Origin of the sequence: Pseudonocardia sulfidoxydans NBRC 16205 (genome assembly GCF_007989085.1) — a bacterium.
Classification (GTDB): domain Bacteria; phylum Actinomycetota; class Actinomycetes; order Mycobacteriales; family Pseudonocardiaceae; genus Pseudonocardia; species Pseudonocardia sulfidoxydans.
In genome coordinates, this window is the sequence record NZ_BJVJ01000017.1 from 1 (window position 1) to 22,350 (window position 22,350).

Annotated in this window: 20 protein-coding genes; 5 read left to right on the forward strand and 15 right to left on the reverse strand. The window is 72.9% G+C overall.

Annotation, left to right across the window (positions count from 1 at the left end; all coding sequences use genetic code 11):
- Positions 1-580 precede the first annotated feature (580 nt).
- The 3 genes from PSU4_RS10870 to PSU4_RS10880 form a co-directional block, all read right to left on the reverse strand.
- Positions 581-1,891, reverse strand: a complete 1,311-nt coding sequence (locus PSU4_RS10870) for an MFS transporter (protein ID WP_186816874.1) — start codon at positions 1,889-1,891, stop codon at positions 581-583.
- Positions 1,892-2,028: 137 nt separating this feature from the next.
- A complete protein-coding gene (locus PSU4_RS10875) occupies positions 2,029-2,658 on the reverse strand; it encodes a histidine phosphatase family protein (RefSeq protein WP_147105909.1) in 630 nt (209 codons plus the stop codon).
- A gap of 1 nt (position 2,659) precedes the next feature.
- Positions 2,660-3,088, reverse strand: coding sequence for an HIT family protein (locus PSU4_RS10880; protein WP_147105911.1), 429 nt, complete (start codon positions 3,086-3,088; stop codon positions 2,660-2,662).
- A gap of 50 nt (positions 3,089-3,138) precedes the next feature.
- Here PSU4_RS10880 and PSU4_RS10885 point away from each other — a divergent pair, with 50 nt between their 5' ends.
- From PSU4_RS10885 to treZ, 4 genes are all read left to right on the forward strand, one after another.
- The gene (locus tag PSU4_RS10885; protein ID WP_147105914.1) at positions 3,139-3,603 is read left to right on the forward strand and encodes a PPOX class F420-dependent oxidoreductase; all 465 of its coding nucleotides are present in this window, start codon (positions 3,139-3,141) and stop codon (positions 3,601-3,603) included.
- Positions 3,604-3,753: 150 nt separating this feature from the next.
- Positions 3,754-5,937 carry a glycogen debranching protein GlgX gene (glgX, locus tag PSU4_RS10890; protein WP_147105917.1) on the forward strand — a complete coding sequence of 728 codons (2,184 nt, stop codon included), beginning with the start codon at positions 3,754-3,756 and terminating at the stop codon, positions 5,935-5,937.
- The gene (treY, locus tag PSU4_RS10895) at positions 5,934-8,300 is read left to right on the forward strand and encodes a malto-oligosyltrehalose synthase (protein WP_147105921.1); all 2,367 of its coding nucleotides are present in this window, start codon (positions 5,934-5,936) and stop codon (positions 8,298-8,300) included. Before glgX ends, treY begins: the two co-directional genes overlap by 4 nt.
- Before the next feature lie 43 nt (positions 8,301-8,343).
- A complete protein-coding gene (treZ, locus tag PSU4_RS10900; RefSeq protein ID WP_147105924.1) occupies positions 8,344-10,080 on the forward strand; it encodes a malto-oligosyltrehalose trehalohydrolase in 1,737 nt (578 codons plus the stop codon).
- Positions 10,081-10,098: 18 nt separating this feature from the next.
- Here treZ and PSU4_RS10905 read toward each other — a convergent pair whose 3' ends face one another.
- Positions 10,099-10,665 carry a Uma2 family endonuclease gene (locus tag PSU4_RS10905; RefSeq protein WP_147105928.1) on the reverse strand — a complete coding sequence of 189 codons (567 nt, stop codon included), beginning with the start codon at positions 10,663-10,665 and terminating at the stop codon, positions 10,099-10,101.
- A gap of 131 nt (positions 10,666-10,796) precedes the next feature.
- On the reverse strand, positions 10,797-11,783 hold the full coding sequence (locus PSU4_RS10910; RefSeq protein WP_147105931.1) for a malate dehydrogenase: 987 nt from the start codon (positions 11,781-11,783) through the stop codon (positions 10,797-10,799).
- Between the two features lie 128 nt (positions 11,784-11,911).
- Here PSU4_RS10910 and PSU4_RS10915 point away from each other — a divergent pair, with 128 nt between their 5' ends.
- A complete protein-coding gene (locus tag PSU4_RS10915) occupies positions 11,912-12,400 on the forward strand; it encodes a hypothetical protein (protein WP_147105934.1) in 489 nt (162 codons plus the stop codon).
- Between the two features lie 72 nt (positions 12,401-12,472).
- Here PSU4_RS10915 and PSU4_RS10920 read toward each other — a convergent pair whose 3' ends face one another.
- The 10 genes from PSU4_RS10920 to trpC form a co-directional block, all read right to left on the reverse strand.
- Complete coding sequence (locus tag PSU4_RS10920) at positions 12,473-12,979, reverse strand: CoA-binding protein (protein ID WP_147105937.1); 507 nt, start codon at positions 12,977-12,979, stop codon at positions 12,473-12,475.
- Positions 12,979-14,280, reverse strand: a complete 1,302-nt coding sequence (locus tag PSU4_RS10925; RefSeq protein ID WP_147105940.1) for an O-acetylhomoserine aminocarboxypropyltransferase/cysteine synthase family protein — start codon at positions 14,278-14,280, stop codon at positions 12,979-12,981. Before PSU4_RS10925 ends, PSU4_RS10920 begins: the two co-directional genes overlap by 1 nt.
- A 4-nt stretch (positions 14,281-14,284) precedes the next feature.
- Positions 14,285-14,833, reverse strand: coding sequence for an OsmC family protein (locus PSU4_RS10930; protein ID WP_147105942.1), 549 nt, complete (start codon positions 14,831-14,833; stop codon positions 14,285-14,287).
- A gap of 61 nt (positions 14,834-14,894) precedes the next feature.
- The gene (locus tag PSU4_RS10935; protein WP_147105945.1) at positions 14,895-15,809 is read right to left on the reverse strand and encodes an acyl-CoA thioesterase; all 915 of its coding nucleotides are present in this window, start codon (positions 15,807-15,809) and stop codon (positions 14,895-14,897) included.
- Positions 15,810-15,819: 10 nt separating this feature from the next.
- Positions 15,820-17,238, reverse strand: a complete 1,419-nt coding sequence (gene pyk, locus PSU4_RS10940) for a pyruvate kinase (RefSeq protein WP_147105948.1) — start codon at positions 17,236-17,238, stop codon at positions 15,820-15,822.
- A 104-nt stretch (positions 17,239-17,342) separates the two neighbouring features.
- A complete protein-coding gene (locus PSU4_RS10945; protein WP_147106136.1) occupies positions 17,343-17,993 on the reverse strand; it encodes a DUF2461 domain-containing protein in 651 nt (216 codons plus the stop codon).
- A complete protein-coding gene (gene lgt, locus PSU4_RS10950) occupies positions 17,990-19,003 on the reverse strand; it encodes a prolipoprotein diacylglyceryl transferase (protein WP_373866042.1) in 1,014 nt (337 codons plus the stop codon). The genes PSU4_RS10945 and lgt overlap by 4 nt, the downstream gene beginning before the upstream one ends.
- Before the next feature lie 330 nt (positions 19,004-19,333).
- The gene (trpA, locus tag PSU4_RS10955) at positions 19,334-20,131 is read right to left on the reverse strand and encodes a tryptophan synthase subunit alpha (protein ID WP_147105951.1); all 798 of its coding nucleotides are present in this window, start codon (positions 20,129-20,131) and stop codon (positions 19,334-19,336) included.
- Positions 20,128-21,426, reverse strand: a complete 1,299-nt coding sequence (gene trpB, locus PSU4_RS10960; RefSeq protein ID WP_147105954.1) for a tryptophan synthase subunit beta — start codon at positions 21,424-21,426, stop codon at positions 20,128-20,130. Before trpB ends, trpA begins: the two co-directional genes overlap by 4 nt.
- A 49-nt stretch (positions 21,427-21,475) precedes the next feature.
- Positions 21,476-22,315: an indole-3-glycerol phosphate synthase TrpC gene (gene trpC, locus PSU4_RS10965; protein WP_147105957.1), complete on the reverse strand. Its 840-nt coding sequence runs from the start codon at positions 22,313-22,315 to the stop codon at positions 21,476-21,478.
- Between the last annotated feature and the right edge of the window lie 35 nt (positions 22,316-22,350).

Sequence of the window (22,350 nt, forward strand, 5' to 3'; positions counted from 1 at the left end):
ACACCACCTCGACGACCATCACCCGCACGACCCGAAGGAGCACGCAGTGCGCAACAAGAGCTGGTGAGCCACCTGTCCCCCGCCCGACCCGCGAGAGAGGAACCCGACGTGCGCAACAAGTCCTGGTGACCCGCACAGCCGCGACAGCCCGCCGAGCAGGAAGGACCGCACCGATGCGCAACAAGTCCTGGTGAGCCCGCCGCGAGGCCCCGTCACGACCTCGAGAGGAACGCCGCAGTGCGCAACAAGTCCTGGTGACGCACCCCCACCACCACCAGCCCCCAGACCACAGCCCCCGTACGAGACCTGCAGGAACGGAACGAGAACGACGCACCCTTTCCGGCCGCGCTGTACCCCCGTGCCCCAGCGGGGGGTCGCGGGCCGACGACGAGCGCATCGATGCGCAGCAGTGCCGGCGATGCCGGCGACGGACGCCGGGCGGCGACGGTGAGTGATCGCCGCCCCTCACGCCGGGAACAGCCGCCCTCAGGGGTGGTCCGGCGGATCGATCGGCCACTGTGGACGGACGTTGCGTCACCGAAGAGGACGCGCGGGTCCGGTTCCGGGGGCCGGTGAGCGGTCAGCCGGTGGCGCGTGGGCGGGCAGAACGCCACGCCAGCGCTGCGGCGGCTGCGAGCGCCATGCCGACGGTCCCGGCCACCGCGACGGTGTTCGCGGGGCCGATGTGGTCGGCGAGGACGCCCCCGAGGAACACGGTGAGGCCCTGGGCGGCGAGCAGGCACGAGGCGGCGACGCCGACGACGCTGCCGCGGCGCGCGTCGGGTGTGGCGCGCACGAACAGCGCCTGGGCCTGGACCATGTAGGCCGTCGAGAGGGCGCCGGAGGCGACCCAGAGGGCGACGGACGTCCACAGGCCGGGGTGGAGGGCGCAGGCGAGCAGCGGCACACCGGCGAGGACGGCGAGCACCCCGATGAGGCGTGACCGCAGGTGGGCGGGCACGAAGCGTTGGAACGCGAAGGCGCCGACGACGCTGCCCGCCGGGTCGGCGGCCATCAGGAGCCCGGTGCCGATGGGTGTGTTCTCGACGGCGGCCGAGTAGGGCGCGGCGATGGCCTCGGGGACGACGTATACGGCGACGAGCAGCACGAGCGCGAGGAGTGCGCGGCGGGCGGGGTCGGCGACGATCTCGCGGACGGCGGCGACGCCGTCGCGGACGACGGGGCCGCGGCTCTGGTCGGTGTCGGCGGACCGTTCGGGTGCGGGGCGCGCCGGGACACCTGCCCGGAGGACGACGGCGGAGACGAGGAAGGTCCCGGCGTTGACGAGCAGGGCCGTCCGGGGCGCGATGGCGACGAGCAGCAGCCCGCCTCCGGCGAAGGCCCCGAGCTGCACGGCTTGACCGGTTATCTGGCGGACGGCGAGGCCACGTTCGTACATCTCGCCGGGCAGGGCGAGCGGGAGCAGGGCGGCCTGGGCGGCGCTGTGCACCGACGAGAGCAGCACGACGACGACGAGCAGCGCGCAGAGGACGACGAGCGGCAGTCCGGGCAGGGCCATGAGGGCGACGAGGACGAGGCGGACGACGTCGACGGCGACCATGAGCTCGCGGCGCCGGTAGCGGTCGGCGAGGCCGCCGAGCAGGATGCCGCCGGCGAGGGCGGGCAGGAAGGTGAGCGCGTAGACGAGGGCCGACCAGCTCGCGGAGTCGGTCTGTTCGTAGACGAGGACGGCGAGGGCGAGGCGGGCGAGCTGGTCGCCGACGGCGGAGACGAGCTCGGCACCCCAGAGGCTGCGGAACTCGCGGCCCGCGAAGACGGACCGTCGGAGCCCGGGCCTGGTCGTCGACGGGGCCGGGTCGGCCGGGGACGCGGCGGCGCGGGCAGCGGCGGCGGGGTCGTCGCCGGTGTCACCCCCGATCCGGCCCGTCATGGCGTCGGGACCCCCTCCTCGACGAGAGATGCGGCCTCGTTCTGGACGCCGATCTTCGGAACCGAGCGTATTCAGACGGATGCTCCAGGTCAGCATCGGGGCGCTGCCCGGTACCGGACATCACCCCTTCGGCGCTCCTAGCCGCGGGTGGCGCGGACCTCGGCCAGCAGCGGGGCGACGTGCCCGATCTCGTTGACGGTGCGGATGGTGCGGCGACCGTCTCGGCCGCAGACGACGCGGGTGATGCCGGCGTAGTCGAGGGGGAACGGCAAGGGCCGGTCGATGCCCAGGACGTGCGCGAGGTAGATGTTGATCACGCCCGCGTGCGCGACGACGACGGCGGTGCTCTGCCCGGGGTGTGCGGCGACGACGGCTTCGACGGCGGCGACGGCGCGGGCGCGGAAGGCGTCGACGTCGACGTGTGCGGGCAGCAGCCCGGCGCGCAGCCGGTCCCAGGACGCCGGGTCGAGGCGGGCCATCTCGTGGACGGGCACGTAGTGGGGGTCGGCGACGTCGTACTCGGCGAGGTCGGCGGAGCGGACCGGCTGGCGGTCGAGGGCGGCGGCGAGCGGCGCGAGGGTCTCGACGGCGCGCGCCATGGTGCTGCTGTGCAGGCCGTCGACGGCGTCGGCGCCGAGTGCGCCGACGAGGGTTGCGGCCTGGCGGTGGCCGAGCTCGGTGAGGCCGGGGTCGGCTGCGCCCGCGGGTGTGGAGCCGTTGGTGTGGATGCGGTTCGGCAGGGCGTGCCGGACGAGGACCAGTTGCACGTCAGGCGTCGGGGACGTGGTCGGCGTGTCCGGCGGCGCGCAGGGCGGCGCGCAGGGCCTCGGCGTGGGCGTCCTGTTCGGCGTCGTCGACCGTCGTCGCGGCGTTGGCGAAGTCGAACGCGGCCATGTCCCAGGCCGGGAAGACGTGCACGTGCAGGTGCGGGACCTCGAACCCGGCGACGAGCAGGCCCACCCGCGGCGGGTTCGAGACGGCGCGGACGGCGTTGCCGATGACGTGCGAGACCGCGGTGAGGTGGACGACGAGTCCGGACTGGGCGTCGACCCAGTGGTCGACCTCCGCGCGGGGCACGACCAGGGTGTGGCCGGGTCCGAGGGGGTTGATCGAGAGGAACCCGACGCACGTGTCGTCGGACCAGACGAACCGGGCGGGCAGCTCGCCGTCGATGATCTTCGTGAAGAGGGTGCTCATCCCGGCGAACACTACCCGGCACCCGGTGCGCGGCGCCCTACTGTCGGGGTATGCCGCGCACGATCGCCACGAACACCCGCGTCGATCTCGACGCCCTCCTCGACTTCGTCCGTCCTCGGCACCGGTTCGTGCTGGTCACGACGCGTGCCGACGGGTCGCCGCAGCTGTCGCCGGTGACGGGTGGGGTCGACGCCCGGGGCCGGCTGGTGATCGCCACCTACCCGGAGCGGGCGAAGTCGGTGAACGTCGCGCGGACGGGGCGGGCGTCGGTCATGGTGGCCTCCGACGAGTTCGACGGGCCGTGGGTGCAGGTCGACGGCGAGGCCGAGCTGGTGACGCTGCCGGAGGCCGTGGAGCCGCTCGTCGAGTACTTCCGGGTGATCTCGGGCGAGCACCCCGACTGGGACGAGTACCGCGCGGCGATGACCTCGCAGGGCAAGGCCCTGATCAGGGTCACTCCCACGCGGTGGGGGCCGATCGCGACCGGTGGCTTCCCGCCTCGGCCGGCCGGCTGACGGCGCGTCGCCGACGTTTTCTCGTCGGTCGCCCCGGGTAGCGTGTGCGCGGGCGTCCAGACCCTCCCCAGCAGTGCCCGGCGCACGTCCGGGTTCCCGGTCGTCCGTCCATTTCGAGAGTCCGGCCGTGGCCGGGGAACGAGGAAACACATGCGGCCGTGGCCCGGTAGCGCCTACCCGTTGGGCGCCAGCTACGACGGCGCCGGAACGAACTTCGCGATCTTCTCCGAGGTCGCCGAGAAGGTCGAGCTGTGCCTGTTCGAACCCGACGGGGAGGAGACCCGGGTCAGGCTGACCGAGGTCGACGGGTTCGTCTGGCACTGCTACCTGCCGGGGGTCGAGCCGGGGCAGCACTACGGCTACCGGATCCACGGTCCGCACGACCCGGCGCGGGGTCTGCGCTGCAACCCGAACAAGCTGCTGATCGACCCGTACGCCAAGGCGGTCGACGGCCCGGTGCGCTGGGACGAGGCGGTGTTCGGCTACGAGTTCGGCGCCCCCGACAACCGCAACGACAGCGACTCCGCACCGTTCGTGCCCAAGTCCGTGGTGATCAACCCGTACTTCGACTGGGGGTCCGACCGCCCGCCGAAGGTGCCCTACCACGAGACGATCATCTACGAGGCCCACGTCAAGGGCCTGACGATCAACCACCCCGACGTCCCGGAGGAGCTGCGCGGCAGCTACGCGGGGCTGTCGCACCCGGCGATGATCGAGCACCTGCAGACGCTCGGGGTCACCGCGGTCGAGCTGATGCCGGTGCACGAGTTCATCACCGACCACCACCTCGAGCAGCGCGGCCTCGCGAACTACTGGGGTTACAACACGATCGCCTTCCTGGCCCCGCACCACGCCTACGCCATGTCGGGCAGCCGCCCGGGCAGCCAGGTGCAGGAGTTCAAGGCGATGGTGCGCGACCTGCACGAGGCGGGCATCGAGGTCATCCTCGACGTCGTCTACAACCACACGGCCGAGGGCTCGGACATGGGCCCGACGCTGTCGATGCGCGGCATCGACAACCACGCCTACTACCGCCTCGTCGAGGACGACCAGCGGTACTACATGGACTACACGGGCACCGGGAACTCGCTCAACGTCCGCAACCCGCACACGCTGCAGCTGATCATGGACTCGCTGCGGTACTGGGTCACGGAGATGCACGTCGACGGGTTCCGCTTCGACCTGGCCTCGACGCTGGCACGGGAGTTCTACGACGTCGACCGGCTGTCGGTGTTCTTCGACCTCGTGCAGCAGGACCCGGTGATCAGCCAGGTCAAGCTCATCGCGGAGCCCTGGGACGTCGGCCCCGGCGGCTACCAGGTGGGCAACTTCCCGCCCCTGTGGACGGAGTGGAACGGCAAGTACCGCGACACTGTCCGCGACTTCTGGCGCGGCGAGCCCGGCACCCTGGGCGAGTTCGCGTCGCGGCTGACCGGCAGCTCGGACCTGTACAAGGCCGACGGCCGCCGCCCCTACGCGTCGATCAACTTCGTCACCGCGCACGACGGCTTCACCCTCGCGGACCTGGTGTCCTACAACGACAAGCACAACGAGGCCAACGGCGAGGACGGCAACGACGGCGAGAGCCACAACCGGTCCTGGAACTGCGGGGTCGAGGGCCCGACCGACGACGAGGACGTCCTCGCACTGCGGGCGCGCCAGCAGCGCAACTTCATCATGACGCTGCTGCTGTCGCAGGGGGTGCCGATGCTGGCGCACGGCGACGAGCTGGGCCGCACCCAGGGTGGCAACAACAATGTCTACTGCCAGGACAACGAGATCGCCTGGATGGACTGGTCGCTGGCGGGCAAGAACGCCGGGCTGATCGGGTTCACCGGCGGGGTGGCCGCGCTGCGCCACGCGCATCCGGTGTTCCGCCGTCGCCGCTTCTTCGCGGGCCGCCCGATCCGCCCGCGCCGGCGCTCCGAGACGGGCGACACCGGCACGGCGCTGCCCGACATCGCGTGGTTCTCCCCGTCCGGCGAGGAGATGACCGAGCAGGACTGGGACTCGGGGTTCGGCAAATGCGTCGTCGTCTTCCTCAACGGGGACGGCATCACCGAGGCCGACCACCGCGGCGAGCGCGTCACCGACGACTCGTTCCTGATCATGCTCAACGCGCACTGGGAGGACATCGAGGCGACGTTGCCGGCGGCCGAGTTCGGCACGCGCTGGGCGGTCGTCGTCGACTCGTCGACGGGCGAGGTCACCTCGCTGGCGACGACGCCGGGCACGGTCGCGGCCGACCCGGTGACGGTCGCCTCGGGCGCGGCGCAGGTCGTACCGGCACGGTCGATCCTGGTGCTGCAGCGTGTCGAGGCGGCCACCCGATGACCGAGCGGGTCAACCGGCAGGTGCCGTCGTCGACCTACCGGCTGCAGTTCTGCGCGGAGCAGACCTTCGCCGACGGCGTGGCGCTGCTCGACTACCTCGACGCGCTCGGGGTCGGCGCGCTGTACGCGTCGCCGCTGCTGGAGTCCGGGGCGGGGTCGAACCACGGCTACGACGTCGTCGACCCCACGCGGGTGTCGGTCGAGCGCGGCGGCGAGCTGGGGCGCAAGGACCTGGTTGCGGCGCTGCGCGAGCGCGGGCTGGGCCTGCTGCTCGACATCGTGCCCAACCACGTCGGGGTCGAGCGGCCGATGGCCAACCCGTGGTGGTGGGACGTCCTGGCGAAGGGCCGGGAGTCGGTGCACGCGGCGAAGTTCGACATCGACTGGGCGGCCGGGCCGATCCTGCTGCCCGTCCTGGGCGAGGACGAGGCCGCGGCGCTCGACGCGCTCACGCTGTCGGGCGACGGCGCCGAGCTGCGCTACTACGAGCACGCCTTCCCCGTCGCCGCCGGCACCGGTGCGGGCACGCCGCGCGAGGTGCACGAGCGTCAGCACTACCGGCTCGTGTCGTGGAAGCGGGGGGCCTCCGAGCTCACCTACCGGCGCTTCTTCGACGTGTCGACGCTCGCGGCCGTCCGCGTCGAGGACCCGGCGGTGTTCGCGGCCGCGCACGCCGAGGTGCTGCGCTGGGTGGAGGCGGGCGAGGTCGACGGGATCCGCGTCGACCACCCCGACGGCCTGTCCGATCCCGGCGCCTACCTGCGGATGCTTCGCGCGGCGATCGGCCCGGACCGGTGGCTGCTCGTCGAGAAGATCCTGGGGCTGGGCGAGGAGCTGCCCGCGTCGTGGCCGGTCGACGGCACCACCGGCTACGAGGCGCTGCGCGAGATCTGCGGGGTGTTCGTCGATCCGGCGGGCGCCGGGCTGCTCACGCAGTTCGCCGCCGAGCACGTCGGGGTGAAGGAGTCCGCGCACACCGGGGAGCACCGGGCGCGACGCGAGGTGGCCTCGACGATCCTGTCGGCCGAGGTGCGCCGCATCGCGGGCGTCGCCTCGACGGTCCTGGGCGCGCCGCGCGAGCAGCTCACCGAGGCCGTGGCCGAGCTGCTGTGCGGGTTCCCCGTCTACCGCAGCTACCTGCCCGAGGGCCGCGACGCGCTCGACACCGCGGTGGCCGTGGCCCGCACGCACCGCCCGGACCTGGCCGGACCGCTCGCGGCCCTGCACGCCGCGATGGTGGCCGATCCGCGCGGCGAGCTGGCCACCCGCGTCCAGCAGACGTCGGGCATGGTCATGGCCAAGGGCGTCGAGGACACGGCGTTCTACCGGTGGACGCGGTTCGTCGCGCTCAACGAGGTCGGCGGCGCTCCGGAGCGGTTCGGGGTCTCCCCCGCCGAGTTCCACGCCGGCGCCGCGGCCCGTGAGGCGAGCACCCCGGCCACGATGACGACGCTGTCGACGCACGACACGAAGCGTTCCGAGGACGTCCGGGCCCGGCTCGCGGTGCTGTCGGAGATGCCGGCCGAGTGGATCGAGGTGGTGCGGCGCTGGTCGGCGCGCCGGCCGCTGCCCGACCGGTCGCTGGAGCTGCTGGCGTGGCAGTGCCTCGTCGGCGCCTGGCCGATCCCGGCCGACCGGATGTCGGCCTACCTGACCAAGGCGGCCAAGGAGGCCAAGCTCGTCACCAGCCACGTCGACGCCGTCGCCGCGGTCGACGAGGCGGTGGCCGCCTGGGCGGGCGACGTGCTGGCCGACCCCGACCTGGTCGCCGAGATCGAGGCGTTCGTCGCCCGGATCGAGGGCGCGGGCCGGTCCAACTCGCTGGGCCAGAAGCTGCTGCAGCTGGCCGGGCCGGGGGTTCCCGACATCTACCAGGGCACGGAGTTCTTCGAGTACTCCCTGGTCGACCCCGACAACCGCCGGCCCGTCGACTTCGCGGCCCGCCGCGCCGCGCTGGCCCGGCTCGACGAGGGCGAGCTGCCCGAGGTCGGCCCGGACGGCGCAGCGAAGCTGCTGGTCACGGCCACCGCGGCGCGGCTGCGCCGGTACCGGCCGGAGCTGTTCGCCGGCTACCGGGCGTTGCCGGCGTCGGGGCCCGCCGCCGAGCACGCGGTCGCGTTCACGCGCGGCACCGCGCCCCTGCTCGGGCCCGGCCGCCACGCCACGGGCATGGTCGCCGTCGCCACCCGGTTGCCCGTCGGGCTCGCCGCCCGCGGCGGCTGGGGCGACACGGTCCTGCCGCTGCCCGACGGCGCCGGCGACTGGCACGACATGGTCACCGACACGCCCGTCGACGGTTCCGCCCCCCGGCTGGCCGACCTGCTGCGGCGCTACCCCGTCGCGCTGCTCGTCCGCCCCTCCTGACAGCACCCCAACCGCCAGAGAGCACCGGAAGGAACCGACGCACGTGGCCGAGTACCGGGTCTGGGCGCCCGAGCAGGAGCAGATGCGGGTCGTCGTCGACGGCGAGACGCATCCGATGTACCCGAGCCCGGGTGGGTGGTGGCACGCCGAGGTCGACGGCGCCGGGCACGGCAGCGCCTACGCCTTCCTCGTCGGCGACGACGAGACCCCGCTGCCCGACCCGCGCTCGCGGTGGCAGCCGGGTGGGGTGCACGCGGCGTCGCGACGCTACGACCAGGACCACTTCCTGTGGACCGACACGGCCTGGACGGGCCGGCAGCTGCCCGGGTCGGTGCTCTACGAGTGCCACATCGGCACCTTCACCCCCGACGGCACGTTCGACGCCGCGATCGGCCGCCTCGACCATCTGGTGGACCTCGGTGTCGACCTGGTCGAGCTGCTGCCCGTCAACGCCGTCGACGGGCCCTGGAACTGGGGTTACGACGGTGTCGGCTGGTACGCGGTCACCGAGAACTACGGCGGGCCCGACGGGCTGAAGCGGTTCGTCGACGCCGCACACGCCCGCGGCCTGGGCGTGGTCCTCGACGTCGTCTACAACCACCTCGGCCCGTCGGGGGCCTACCTCGACCGGTTCGCCCCGTACTTCGCGGGCAGCAACATCTGGGGGCCCTCGCTCAACCTCGACGGCCCCTGGTCCGACGAGGTGCGCCGCTACGCCATCGACAACGCCCTGATGTGGTTGCGCGACTTCCACATCGACGGGCTGCGCATCGACGCGGTGCACGCCCTGCGCGACACCCGTGCCGTCCACGTGCTCGAGCAGCTGGCCGTCGAGGTCGAGTCGCTGTCGGCGCACGTGGGCAGGCCGCTGTCGCTGATCGCGGAGTCCGACCTCAACGACCCGCGGATCATCACCGCGCGGGAGGGGGGCGGGTACGGGCTGCACGCCCAGTGGGCCGACGACATCCACCACAGCCTGCACACCGTGCTCACCGGCGAGTCGCAGGGCTACTACGGCGACTTCGCCGCGGCCGGGCTGACCGGGCTGGCCCACGTGCTGTGCCGCGGGTTCCTGCACGAGGGCACGTGGTCGAGCTTCCGCAGGCGGGTACACGGCGCACCCGTCGACACCCGCCGCATCCCGGGCCACCGGTTCCTGGCCTACCTGCAGAACCACGACCAGATCGGCAACCGCGCCGCGGGCGACCGGCTCACCCAGTCGCTGACGCCCGGGCAGCTGGCCTGCGGGGCGGCAATCGTGTTCACCTCGCCGTTCACACCGATGCTGTTCATGGGCGAGGAGTGGGGCGCCCGCACGCCGTGGCAGTTCTTCTCGCGGTTCCCCGACGCGGCGCTGCGCGAGGCCGTCCGGACGGGCCGCACCGCCGAGTTCGCCGAGCACGGCTGGGGCGGCGCCGAGGTGCCCGACCCCAACGCCGAGTCGACCTTCCTCGACTCGAAGCTCGACTGGGACGAGCCCGCCCAGGAGCCCCACACCACACTGCTGGCGTTGCACCGTGAGCTGATCGCGCTGCGCCGGCAGTGGCCCGACCTCACCGACCCGTGGCTCGACGAGGTCGAGGCCGACGTGGACGACGAGGCCCGCACGATCGTCATGCACCGCGGCCGGATCCGGGTCGTGGTCAACCTCGGGCACGCCGACGCGACGGTCCCGCTCGACCGGGGCGTCGACCGCATCCTGCTGGCGTCCGAGCCGGCGGCGGCCGAGCAGAACCTGATCATCGTGCCGCCGGAGGCGTTCGCGATCGCCCTGCTGTGAGGATCAGCGCTGGAAGGATCAGCGCCTGCTGGGCGGGTCGACGAACTCGGCCATGTCGATCTGCGCGACCCACGGGTGCGGGACCTCGGCGTTCTCGCCCGGAACCAGCTCGGTGTCGTAGATGTAGTGCCCCTCACCCAGCGTCGGGTCGAGCCGCAGCGCGACCAGCCGCGGCCCCTGGTCGACACGCCAGAAGTACGGGACGCCGGCCTCGGCGTAGCGCCGCGGCTTGAGGATGCGGTCGGCGTGATGGGTCAGCGGCCCCAGCACCTCGACGACCAGCACGACCCCGGAGGCGTCGAACCCGTTGTCGTGGAACGGGGTTCCTGTGCGGACGACCAGCAGGTCGGGGACGAAGAAGTTCGCCTCGTCGACGTGCACGCCCGTCGCGTGATGGATCTCGACGCTGTCGGGCGCGCCGACGCCCAGCATCAGGTCGAGCAGGCGCACGTGCCAGGTCTGGTCCTCGTCGGGCTCGGGGAGCACGACGATCTCACCGTCGTGCAGCTCCCGGACGCGGCCGTCGCCGGTTTCACGCAGGAGATCGGCGAGCGTGCTGCGGACGACGGCTGCGGTCACGGGCATGCCTCCACGTTCTCCGGCGGACGTGTGCCGATCCTAACCACTGTCGTGTCGCTCAGGCTCCCGCTCGCACACGCGAGAACGGCACCCTCCCGGGGGAGAGTGCCGTTCCGGAAGCGTCGGGCGGGCCGGGCTCAGAGCAGCCCGAGACCCTTCACGGCCTCGCGCTCCTCGACGAGCTCGGCGACGCTGGCGTCGATCCGCTCGCGGGAGAAGGCGTCGATCTCCAGGCCCTGGACGATCTCGTACTTCCCACCGCTGCAGGTGACGGGGAACGAGGAGATGATGCCCTCGGCCACGCCGTAGGAGCCGTCGGAAGGGATGGCCATGGAGGTCCAGTCACCGTCGGCGGTGCCGTTGACCCAGGTGTGGATGTGGTCGATCGCCGCCGACGCGGCGGACGCGGCCGACGACGCCCCGCGGGCCTCGATGATCGCGGCGCCACGCTTGGCGACGGTCGGGATGAAGGTGTCGCGCAGCCACGACTCCTCGACCTGCTCGGCGGCGATCTTGCCGCCGACCTCGGCGTGGAACAGGTCGGGGTACTGCGTGGCGGAGTGGTTGCCCCAGATCGTCATCTTCCTGATCTCGGACACCGGGACCGACAGCTTCGCCGACAGCTGCGACAGCGCACGGTTGTGGTCGAGGCGGGTCATCGCCGTGAAGCGCTCGGCCGGCACGTCGGGGGCGGCCGACTGCGCGATGAGCGCGTTCGTGTTGGCGGGGTTGCCGACGACGAGGACGCGGATGTCGTCGGCCGCGCCGGCGTTGATGGCCTTGCCCTGCGGGGCGAAGATGCCGCCGTTGGCCTCGAGCAGGTCGCCGCGCTCCATGCCCTTGGTCCGGGGCCGGGCGCCGACGAGCAGCGCGACGTTGGCGCCGTCGAAGGCCTTGGTGGCGTCGTCGAAGATGTCGACGCCCGCGAGCAGCGGGAACGCGCCGTCGGCGAGCTCCATCGCGGTGCCCTCGGCGGCCTTCACGGCCTGCGGGATCTCGAGCAGGTTCAGCTTCACCGGGGTGTCGGCCCCCAGGAGCTGTCCGGACGCGATACGGAAGAGCAGCGCGTAACCGATCTGGCCAGCGGCGCCGGTGACTGTGACGGTGACAGGAGGGGTAGACACGCCCGGGAGGCTAGACCCTCCGCAGCCGTGCGCGCCGCGACGGGGATCACCTGGGACGCAACTGATGACGTGACGTACGCCGGCGGTCGCCCCGGCGCCCCGAGCGGCGGCTCGGCTAACGTCGGGCGATGGCCCCCTCCGCTCCTGCCGACCCGCCACCCGAGCCCCGGGAGCCGGACGCCGCGCGGGGCGGCTCCGCACAGGGGGACGGGCGGTTCGGCTGGGAGGGCGGCGCCCCCGGGTACACCCCCGTCGACCCCGACCGGCTCACGCCGCACGCGCCGATGCCCGGCGCCCCGCCCTATCCGGCCGCCGAAGAGCTGCCCCCACCCCCGGTCGGCGACACCGCGACCGGCACCCGGCTGCGCCGCCCGATGCTCGCCGCCGCGGTGTGGGGCGTGGTCAACATCGTGCTCGTCCTGGCGGTGTCCGGCCCGCCGCCGTCGAGCTCCGCAGGCGGGGCGCTCGTCGGCATGATCGTCGTGTCGGTCCTGGTCGCGGGGCTGCTGACGTGGGTGCTCGCCCGGCGACGAGCGTGGCCGTTCTGGGTGGTCGTGCTCGTCACCGGGCTGCTGTTCTGGATCGTGCGGGTGGCGACGACCGCGGGCGTCGCCTGACCCCGCGCCGCCCGCCGCGCCCCGGCCCGACCAACTCGGCGACTGTCCGGGTGGCGCGGCGGCGGTCGGGGATCAGGCGGTGCGGCGGCGGCTGGAGATGAAGCCGGTGTCGAAGCCCGCGAGGTGCAGCCCGCCGTGGAAGCGCGCGTGCTCGACCTTGACGCACAGGTCCATCACGACCTCCTTGCCCGCCGCCTCCGCGCGGCGCGCGAGGTCGGCGTCGAACAGCCCGAACTGCAGCCAGAACGTCGTCACCCCGTCGCCGAGCGCGAGGGTCTCGTCGAGCACCCCGGGCAGGTCGGCGGGCTTGCGGAAGACCTCGACCAGGTCGGGCACGACGGGCACGTCGGCCAGCGTCTTGTAGACGGGCCGGCCGAGGATCTCCTCGGCGAACGGGTTCACGAAGTACACGTCGTAGCGGGTGCTCGACAGCAGGTAGGTCGCGACGAAGTTGCTGGCCCGCGCCGGGTTGGGCGACGCGCCGACCATCGCGATGCTGCGGGTGGAGTCGAGGATCCGGCGACGCTCTGGCGCGGTCGGGTTGCGCCATTGCGTCGGATTCGTGGCCTCCGTGCTCATCAGCTCTCCTTCACCGCGGCGGCCAGCGCCTGGTCGAGGTCCCACAGGATGTCGTCGGCGTCCTCGATGCCGACGCTGATCCGGATCAGGTCCTCCCCGACACCGGCGGCGACCAGCTGGTCGTCGGACAGCTGCTGGTGCGTAGTCGACGCGGGGTGCAGCACCAGCGTGCGCGCGTCGCCGATGTTGGCGAGGTGGCTGCACAGCTGGACGGCCTCGATGAACCGCTCCCCCGCCGCGCGTCCGCCCACGACGCCGAACGAGAACACCGCGCCCGGGCCCTGCGGCAGGTAGCGCTTCGCGCGCTCGTGGTCGGGGTGGCTCGCCAGCCCCGCCCAGCGCACCCAGGACACCCGCGGGTCGGCGTCGAGCCACTCGGCGACGGCGCGCGCGTTGGCCATGTGGGTGTCCATCCGCTGCGGCAGTGTCTCCACACCCTGCAGCAGCAGGAACGCCGAGTGCGCCGACAGCGAGGCGCCGACGTCGCGCAGCTGCTCGGCGCGCAGCTTGGTGAGGAAGCCGAACTCCTTGAAGTTGCCCCACCAGTCGAGGCCGCCGTAGGAGGCGACGGGCGTCGTCATCGAGGGGAAGTTGCCGTTGCCCCAGTCGAACCGGCCGGACTCGACGACGACGCCGCCGAGCGTGGTGCCGTGACCGCCGATGAACTTCGTCGCCGAGTGCAGGACGATGTCGGCGCCGTGCTCGATCGGCCGGCACAGGTACGGGGTGGCGACGGTCGCGTCGATGATCAGCGGCAGCCCCGCGGCGTGCGCGACGTCGGCCAGCCCCGTGATGTCGGCGACCTCCCCGCCCGGGTTGGACACCGCCTCCGCGTAGACGAACCGGGTCTTCTCGGTGATCGCGGCGGCGAAGTCGGCCGGGTCGCCACCCGCGACGAACGTGGTGTCGACGCCGAAGCGCCGCATCGTGACGTCGAGCTGGGTGACGGTGCCGCCGTAGAGGCCCGCGGCGGCGACGACGTGGTCGCCCGCCCCGGCGAGTGCGGCGAACGTGAGGAACTGGGCGGCCTGGCCGCTGGCCGTCGCGACGGCACCGAGGCCGCCTTCGAGGGAGGCGATCCGTTCCTCGAACACGGACACGGTCGGGTTGGCGATGCGGCTGTAGATCAGCCCGTACTTCTGCAGCGCGAACAGGCTCGCGGCGTCGGTGGTGTTCTCGAAGACGAAGCTCGTGGACTGGTAGATCGGCACCGCGCGGGCGCCGGTCTCGGAGTCGGGGATCGCCCCGGCGTGCACGGCCCGGGTGCGGAAGCCCCAGCGGCGTTCCTGCTGGTCGGTCATGGCCTCATCCTGCCTTGGCGGCGACGCGGTGCTCGACCGTCACCGGGATGGGGCTCTGGAACGTGTCGAGCACCGGGCAGTGCGCGTCGACGGCCGACGCGAGCTCCTGGTAGCGCTGCGGGTCCGCGGGCCCCGAGAGCGTGACGACGACCCGCACGTCGGTGAACCCGGCGCGGACCGCGTCGTCGACACCGAAGAAGCCGCGCCGGTCGAGGTCGCCCTCGACGTCGACGGACACGTCGTCGAGCGGGATCCCCAGCTTCGCCGCCCACACCCGGTAGGTGACGACCTGACAGGCCAGCAGCGCCGCCAGCGCCATCTCGACGGGGCTGGGCGCGGCGTCGGCGCCCCCGAGGCCGGCGGGCTCGTCGATCACGACGGTGTGGGCACCGATGCGGATGTCGGTGCGCATCCCGGCGCCGCCGACGCCGGACGCGCGGAACGTGGCGGAGGCCCGCTCGGGATGCTCGGTGAACTTCGCGGCGGCGCTACCGAGGGTGCGGCGGACGGTCTCGTCGCGCTCGGCGGCGGACACGTCGGACTCGACGGACATGACGACTCCAGTAGGGCTGAGGTGCAGGAACGATACGTGGCTCGGTCGGGTGTCGTGGCGGTCAGGTGTCGTTTCCGGGGAGCCGGACCAGGCCCTCCTGCGCGGTGCTGGCGATCATGGTTCCGTCGCGGGTGAAGAAGCGGCCGGTCGCGAGCCCCCGCCCACCCGACGCGGCGGGCGACCAGCACTCGTAGAGCAGCCACTCGTCGGCGCGGAACGGCGCGTGGAACCACATCGCGTGGTCGAGGCTGGCCATCTGGACGGCCGTCGCGCTCATGTCGTGGCGGGCGACGACGGAGCTCAGCAGCATCATGTCCGAGGCCCACGTCAGCAGGCAGGCGTGCAGCAGCGGGTCGTCGGACAGGGCTCCGTCGGCGCGCAGCCACGCCCGGATCGGCTCCTGCGTCGCGACCCGGTCGGCGGTCCAGACGGGTTCGTCGACGAACCGGATGTCGATCGGGCGTTCGGCACGCCCGAGCCAGTCGCCGCCGTGGCCCGCGGCGCGCCGGGAGCCCAGGTCGGGCAGCGACTCCGGCGCCGGCACGTCCGACGGGGCCGGCTCGGCGTGCACCGGACCCTCCTGCGCCACGTGGAACGACGCCGACAGCATGAAGATCGCCTGGTCGTCCTGGACGGCGAGGACCCGTCGGGTGGTGAAGGACCGGCCGTCGCGGATGCGTTCGGTGCGGTACTCGATGGGCGTGCGCGGGTCGCCGCCGCGGACGAAGTACGAGTGCAGCGAGTGCACCGTCCGCCCCGGCGGGACCGTCCGGCCGGCGGCGACGAGGGCCTGCCCCGCCACCTGCCCGCCGTAGACCCGGAACTGCCTGCTCTCGGGGCTGACACCGCGGAAGGTGTCGGGGCTCGTCTCGTGGAGGTCGAGCAGCCCGACGAGCTCGTCGAGCACGACCTGCCCGCGTTCGACGCCGTCGGCGGCGATGTCGGGGCGGCGGGGGGCGGCGGTCACAGGCCGCATCCTCGCAAACTCAGATGTCCTCTTCCCCGAGCCGGTGCACCCGGATCGAGTTGGTGGAGCCGACGGTCCCGGGCGGGGACCCGGCGACGATCACGACGAGGTCGCCCGGCTGGAACCGCTCGAGCGCCAGCATCGCGTGGTCGACCTGGCGGACCATCGCGTCCGTCGACTCCACGAACGGCACCAGGAACGTCTCGACGCCCCACGTCATGGACAGCTGGCTGCGGACCTCGGGGGTGGGGGTGAACGCCAGCAGCGGCAGCCGGGTGTGCAGCCGCGCGAGCCGGCGCACCGTGTCACCGGACTGTGTGAACGCCACCAGGGCCCGCGCGGACAGCCGCTCACCGATGTCGCGCGCCGCGTAGGACAGCACGCCCCGCTTGGTGCGCGGCACGTGGTTGAGCGGCGGCACCGTGGCCGGGCCCGCCTCGACGGCCTCCACGATCTGCGCCATCGTGGCGACGGCCTTGATCGGGTAACGCCCGATGCCCGTCTCGCCCGAGAGCATCACCGCGTCGGCGCCGTCGAGCACCGCGTTGGCCACGTCGGAGGCCTCGGCGCGGGTCGGGCGCGAGTTGGTGATCATCGACTCGAGCATCTGCGTGGCGACGATGACCGGCTTGGCGTTCTCCCGGGCGATCTGGATGGCGCGCTTCTGCACCAGCGGGACGTTCTCCAGCGGCAGCTCGACACCGAGGTCGCCGCGGGCGACCATGATCGCGTCGAACGCCAGGACGATGGCCTCGAGGTTGTCGACCGCCTCGGGCTTCTCCAGCTTCGCGACGACGGGCAGCCGGCCGCCGTGCTCGTCCATGATCTTGTGGACCTGGTCGATGTCGGCCGGGCTGCGCACGAACGACAGCGCCACGATGTCGACCCGCAGGTCGAGCGCGAACGCGAGGTCGGCGCAGTCCTTCTCGCTCATCGCGGGCACGGACACGTTCATGCCGGGCAGCGAGATGCCCTTGTTGTCGCTGACGGGGCCGCCCTCGGTGACCTTGCAGACCACGTCGAGGCTCTCGACGTCGACGACCCGCAGGCCGACCTTGCCGTCGTCGACGAGCAGCCGGTCGCCCGGGCGGGCGTCGTTCGCGAGGCCGCCGTAGGTCGTCGACACGCGGTCGTGCGTGCCCGCGACGTCCTCGACGGTGATCCGGACCTCCTCGCCGGTGTGCCACTCGGTGGGGCCGGCGGCGAAGCGGCCGAGGCGGATCTTCGGACCCTGCAGGTCGGCCAGGATGCCCACCGCGCGGCCCTGCTCGTCGGCCGCCTCGCGGACCATCTCGTAGACGCGCTTGTGGTCCTCGCGGCTGCCGTGGCTGAAGTTGAGCCGGGCGACGTCCATGCCGGCAGCGACGAGCTCGCGTACCCGCTCCGGCGTGGCGGTGGCGGGGCCGATGGTGCAGACGATCTTGGTTCGACGGCTCACGCCCGCGAGCTTATCGCGTTACTGAACCGATCCGGAACACGGAAGCGGACGGTTCGGTGTCGACGCGGCAACGATCCTGCGGCACGTCCGCGCCGACGGGATGTTCAGCGCCGCGGACGCTCGCTCGGGCCGACGTGGTCGGCGAGCCACTCCGCCAGCGGGCGCGCCGTCCGCCAGACCTCGGCGACCCGGTCGAGACAGCCCCGCTCGTGCAGGACGTCGTCGGGCGGCCAGCGCCGCGACAGGTGCAACGACTTGTGGCGCAACAGGTCGATCCGAGGGTGGTCGGGCGCGACGCCCCGCGGTGCCCGGATCAGGGTCTCCCCGCCCGGCTCCAGGCCCGCCGTGCGCGCCCGCTCCAGCCGGGCCTGCAGGTCGCTGCCGCGACGCTCGTCGTCGACAGCCGTGCGGAACCGGGCCACCTGGTCGCTGTCCATGCGGTAGTAGCCGACGGCGACCATCAGCCCCTCCGAGGAGAGCTGCACGTAGTAGGGCGGGGCGTACCCACCGCAGTGGGTCTTGTACGGCGTCTTGTCCTTGGAGAACCGCACGTCGCGGTAGGGGCGGAACACCTTGCCCTGACCGAACTCCGGCTCCAGGTCGGCCAGCAGCGCGAGCATCGGCCCGCGCACATCGCCCTCGTAGACGGGCCGCTGGTCGGTCCAGTACGCCTTGCTGTTGTCGGCGAGCAGGCCGTCGTAGAACTCGACCGCCCCGTCACCGAACCCGGTGAACGCGTGCGCCACCCCGCTCAGGCCCCCGTGTCCCGTGAGCCGCCCCTGACCTTCCCGGCATCGTCGGTGCCGGCGGCGTCCTTCGTGGTGTCCGCGTTGACGTCGCGTTCGGGTTCGGCCGCCGCTCCCGTCGGCCCGGAGTCCTCGGGGTCGGGCGCGGCGGGACCCGTGAGCGTCTCGCGGGGCCCCCGCACGATCGCGACGTAGGCGACCGCGGCCAGGAACACCACCGCCGCCACGACCACGTTGATACGGATGCCGCCGAACACCGTCGTCGCCGGGTCGGTGCGCATCAGCTCGATGAAGAAGCGCCCCAACGTGTACCCGGCCACGTACAGCCCGAACACGCGGCCGTGCCCGAGCCGGAACCGCCGGTCGGCCCACACGATCACCACGGCGACGAGCAGGTTCCACAACAGCTCGTAGAGGAACGTCGGCTCGACGACCGCGACGGGCGTCGAGTCGAGCGCGACACCACCCAGCGGGTCGGACAGGCCCGTCGCCGGGTCGACCCGGTTGTAGATCTCCAGGCCCCACGGCATGTCGGTCGGGCCGCCGTAGAGTTCCTGGTTGAAGTAGTTGCCGAGGCGCCCGATCGCCTGCGCGACAACGATTCCGGGTGCGACGGCGTCGGCGAAGAACGGCAGCGGCACGCCGCGGCGGCGGCAGCCGATCCAGGCGCCGACCGCACCGAGCGCGATCGCGCCCCAGATGCCGAGGCCGCCCTGCCAGATCTTGAGCGCGTCGATCGGGCTGCCACCCGGACCGAAGTAGGTCCTCCAGTCGGTCGCGACGTGGTAGAGCCGCCCGCCGACGAGGCCGAACGGCACGGCGAACACGGCGACGTCGACGACCGTGCCCGGCCGGCCGCCCCGGGCGACGAAGCGGCGCTCACCCCACCAGACCGCGACGACGATCCCCGCGATGATGCACAGCGCGTACGCCCGGATCGGGAGCGGGCCGAGGTGCCAGACCCCGCGGTCAGGGCTCGGGATGAACGCCGGCATCAGGGCCGCCAGGGTGGTGCTCACCTCGCCACGTTATCGCCCGAGGGCGACCCGGGGTCGGCCGTCCCCCGGCCGCAGCCGGTTCGTCGTCGACCGGTGCCGCTCCGCCCCGGGCGTCGGGTCCGCGCCGGGCCGACCTGCGACGAGTCCGAGCATCCCCACACCGGCCCACCACCCGCGCGCAACCTCACGGTCGTGGAATCGCGCCGGAACAGCAGTGAGGTTGCGCGCCGATGGTCGGGCGCGACCGACTGCCGTCGACGCCCACGCGCCGCCGTGGACGGCCCCCGCGCGCAACCTGACGGTCGGAAATCCGCCCGGCGACAGCAGTGAGGTTGCGCGCGGATGGTCTGCTCAGGCCGGGGTGCGGGTGCCTGCGCGGCGGACGCCGCCCGCCAGCTCGGCGGCCAGGTCGCGGACGCCGTCGGTGCCCCGGTCGGTCGCCGCGGTCACGAACGCCGACCCGACGATCACGGCGTCGGCGAAGGAGGCCACCTGCTCGGCCTGCGCGGCCGATCGCACCCCGAGCCCGACACCGATCGGCAACGACGTGTGCGGCCGGGTGCGGGCCACGATCTCGGGGGCGACGTCGGCGACACTGTCGCGGGCCCCGGTGACACCCATGATCGACGTGGCGTAGACGAAGCCCGTGCAGGCCGCGACGGTCGAGGCGATCCGCTCCTCCGTCGACGACGGCGCGACCAGGAAGATCCGGTCGAGCCCGTGCGTCTGCGACGCGGCGAGCCACTCGTCGGCCTCGTCCGGGATGAGGTCGGGGGTGATGACGCCCAGTCCCCCGGCGGAGGCGAGGTCGCGGGCGAACGCGTCGACGCCGTAGCGCAGCACCGGGTTGAAGTACGTCATGACGACGGCCGAGCCCCCGGCCGCCGAGATCCGCTCGACGACGGTGAGGACGTCGCGCAGCCGGATCCCGTTGCGCAGGGCCGTCTCCGCGGCGACCTGGATGGTCGGGCCGTCCATGACCGGGTCGGAGTAGGGGATGCCGACCTCGATCAGGTCGCACCCGCCCTCGACCATGGCGTTCATCAGGTCGACCGAGTCGTCGACGGTCGGGTACCCGGCCGGCAGGTAGCCGACCAGGGCGCCGCGGTCGTCGGCGGCGCAGCAGGCGAACACGTCGGCGACTGTCATGCCCGTCCTCCGTCGGCGATGGCGGTGCCGTCGGCGTCCTCGGCACTCTCGTCCTCGGCGATCATGCCGAACCACTTCGCGGCCGTGTCGACGTCCTTGTCGCCGCGCCCGGAGAGGTTCACCAGGATCGTGGCGTCGCGCCCGAGCTCGCGGCCCAGCCGGATCGCCCCGGCGACGGCGTGCGCCGACTCGATGGCCGGGATGATGCCCTCGGTGCGCGAGAGCAGGCTGAACGCCTCCATCGCCTCGGCGTCGGTGACGGGCTGGTACTCGGCGCGGCCGATGTCCTTGAGCAGGGCGTGCTCGGGGCCGACGCCCGGGTAGTCCAGGCCCGCGGAGATCGAGTACGACTCCGAGGTCTGCCCGTCCTCGTCCTGCAGCAGGTAGGACATCGCGCCGTGCAGGGCGCCCGGGGAGCCCTCGGCCAGCGTGGCACCGTGGCGGCCGGTCTCGACGCCGTCGCCACCGGGCTCGAAGCCGATCAGGCGGACCGACGGCTCGTCGATGAAGGCGTGGAAGATACCGATGGCGTTGGACCCGCCGCCGACGCAGGCGACGACGGCGTCGGGCAGCGCGCCGGTGCGTTCGAGGACCTGCTCGCGCGCCTCCATGCCGATGACGCGGTGGAAGTCGCGGACCATCACCGGGAACGGGTGCGGGCCGGCGACGGTGCCGAGCAGGTAGTGCGTGGAGTCGACGTTGGTGACCCAGTCGCGCAGCGCCTCGTTGATGGCGTCCTTGAGAGTGCGTGAGCCCGTCTTCACCGGGACGACGGTGGCGCCGAGCAGCCGCATGCGGGCGACGTTGAGCGCTTGGCGGGCGGTGTCGACCTCGCCCATGTAGACGATGCACTCGAGGTCGAGCAGGGCGCACGCCGTGGCGGTGGCGACGCCGTGCTGGCCCGCGCCCGTCTCGGCGATGACGCGCTTCTTGCCCATCCGCTTGGTGAGCAGCGCCTGGCCCAGCACATTGTTGATCTTGTGCGAGCCGGTGTGGTTGAGGTCCTCGCGCTTGAGCAGGATCCGCGCCCCACCGGCGTGCTCGCCGAGCTTGGGCGCGTCGGTCAGCGGGGACGGGCGGCCCGTGTAGTCGCGGTGCAGCCGGTCGAGCTCGGCGAGGAACTCCTCGTCGTGACGGGCCTTCTCGTAGGCCGCGGACAGCTCGTCGAGCGCCGCGACCAGCGCCTCCGGCACGAACCGGCCGCCGTAGCGACCGAAGTGGCCGCGCTCGTCGGGGTCGTGCCCCGACCTGTTCGCGACCCCGTCGCTGGGCTTGACGCCCGTGGTGCTGGCCACCGAACTCCCTCGAACTCGCTGCAGTCGGTGCGTGGGCCGGACGTCCGGCTCAGCGCACCATCCGTGAACACGACGGGTGGAAGCCCGCCGCGACGAGGCCGCGCACCGCGCCCTCGGGGTCACCGCTGGTGACCAGGCCCTCCCCGACCAGCACCGCGTCGGCCCCCCAGCCGGCGTAGGTGAGCAGGTCGCCCGGGCCGCGCACGCCCGACTCGGCGACGCGCAGCACGTCGTTGGGCAGGCCGGGGGCGATCCGGCCGAACGTGCTGCGGTCGACCTCGAGCGTGTGCAGGTTGCGCGCGTTGACCCCGATGAGCTTGGCGCCGATCTCCAGCGCGCGGTCGCACTCCTCCTCGGTGTGCACCTCGACCAGCGCCGTCATCCCGAGGGACTCCACGCGGTCGAACAGCGACGCCAGCACGTTCTGCTCCAGCGCCGCCACGATGAGCAGCACCAGGTCGGCGCCGTGGGCGCGGGCCTCGTGCACCTGGTACGGGCTGACGACGAAGTCCTTGCGCAGCACCGGGATGTCGACGACGGCGCGAACCGCGTCGAGGTCGGCCAGCGACCCGCCGAAGCGGCGCTGCTCGGTGAGCACGCTGATCACCCGCGCGCCACCGATCTCGTAGCGCCGCGCGAGGTCGGCCGGGTCGCCGATCGAGGCCAGGTCGCCCTTGGAGGGGCTGCGCCGCTTCACCTCGGCGATGACGCCCACACCGGGCGCGTTCATCGCGGCCATCACGTCGCGCGCCGGGGGCGCCTCTGCGGAAAGACGCTTGATCTCGGCGAAGTCGACGGCGGCCTCACGGACGGCGAGATCCTCGCGGACACCCTCGACGATCGACTCGAGGACGGTGGGACCGGGGGTCTGCTTCGTGCGCTCGCCCATGGGGCTGTCTCCCCTTCCGGGTTCGGGCCTTCCAG

Coding starts and splice junctions, on each gene's coding strand:
- glgX (WP_147105917.1), top strand. CDS start 3,754: ATGCGGCCGTGGCCCGGTAGCGCCTACCCGTTGGGCGCCAGCTACGAC.
- trpC (WP_147105957.1), bottom strand. CDS start 22,315: ATGGGCGAGCGCACGAAGCAGACCCCCGGTCCCACCGTCCTCGAGTCG.
- PSU4_RS10880 (WP_147105911.1), bottom strand. CDS start 3,088: ATGAGCACCCTCTTCACGAAGATCATCGACGGCGAGCTGCCCGCCCGG.
- PSU4_RS10935 (WP_147105945.1), bottom strand. CDS start 15,809: ATGCGGCCTGTGACCGCCGCCCCCCGCCGCCCCGACATCGCCGCCGAC.
- PSU4_RS10925 (WP_147105940.1), bottom strand. CDS start 14,280: ATGACCGACCAGCAGGAACGCCGCTGGGGCTTCCGCACCCGGGCCGTG.
- PSU4_RS10905 (WP_147105928.1), bottom strand. CDS start 10,665: ATGCCCGTGACCGCAGCCGTCGTCCGCAGCACGCTCGCCGATCTCCTG.
- PSU4_RS10885 (WP_147105914.1), top strand. CDS start 3,139: ATGCCGCGCACGATCGCCACGAACACCCGCGTCGATCTCGACGCCCTC.
- PSU4_RS10930 (WP_147105942.1), bottom strand. CDS start 14,833: ATGTCCGTCGAGTCCGACGTGTCCGCCGCCGAGCGCGACGAGACCGTC.
- trpA (WP_147105951.1), bottom strand. CDS start 20,131: ATGACAGTCGCCGACGTGTTCGCCTGCTGCGCCGCCGACGACCGCGGC.
- PSU4_RS10870 (WP_186816874.1), bottom strand. CDS start 1,891: ATGACGGGCCGGATCGGGGGTGACACCGGCGACGACCCCGCCGCCGCT.
- PSU4_RS10920 (WP_147105937.1), bottom strand. CDS start 12,979: ATGAGCACGGAGGCCACGAATCCGACGCAATGGCGCAACCCGACCGCG.
- PSU4_RS10915 (WP_147105934.1), top strand. CDS start 11,912: ATGGCCCCCTCCGCTCCTGCCGACCCGCCACCCGAGCCCCGGGAGCCG.
- treY (WP_147105921.1), top strand. CDS start 5,934: ATGACCGAGCGGGTCAACCGGCAGGTGCCGTCGTCGACCTACCGGCTG.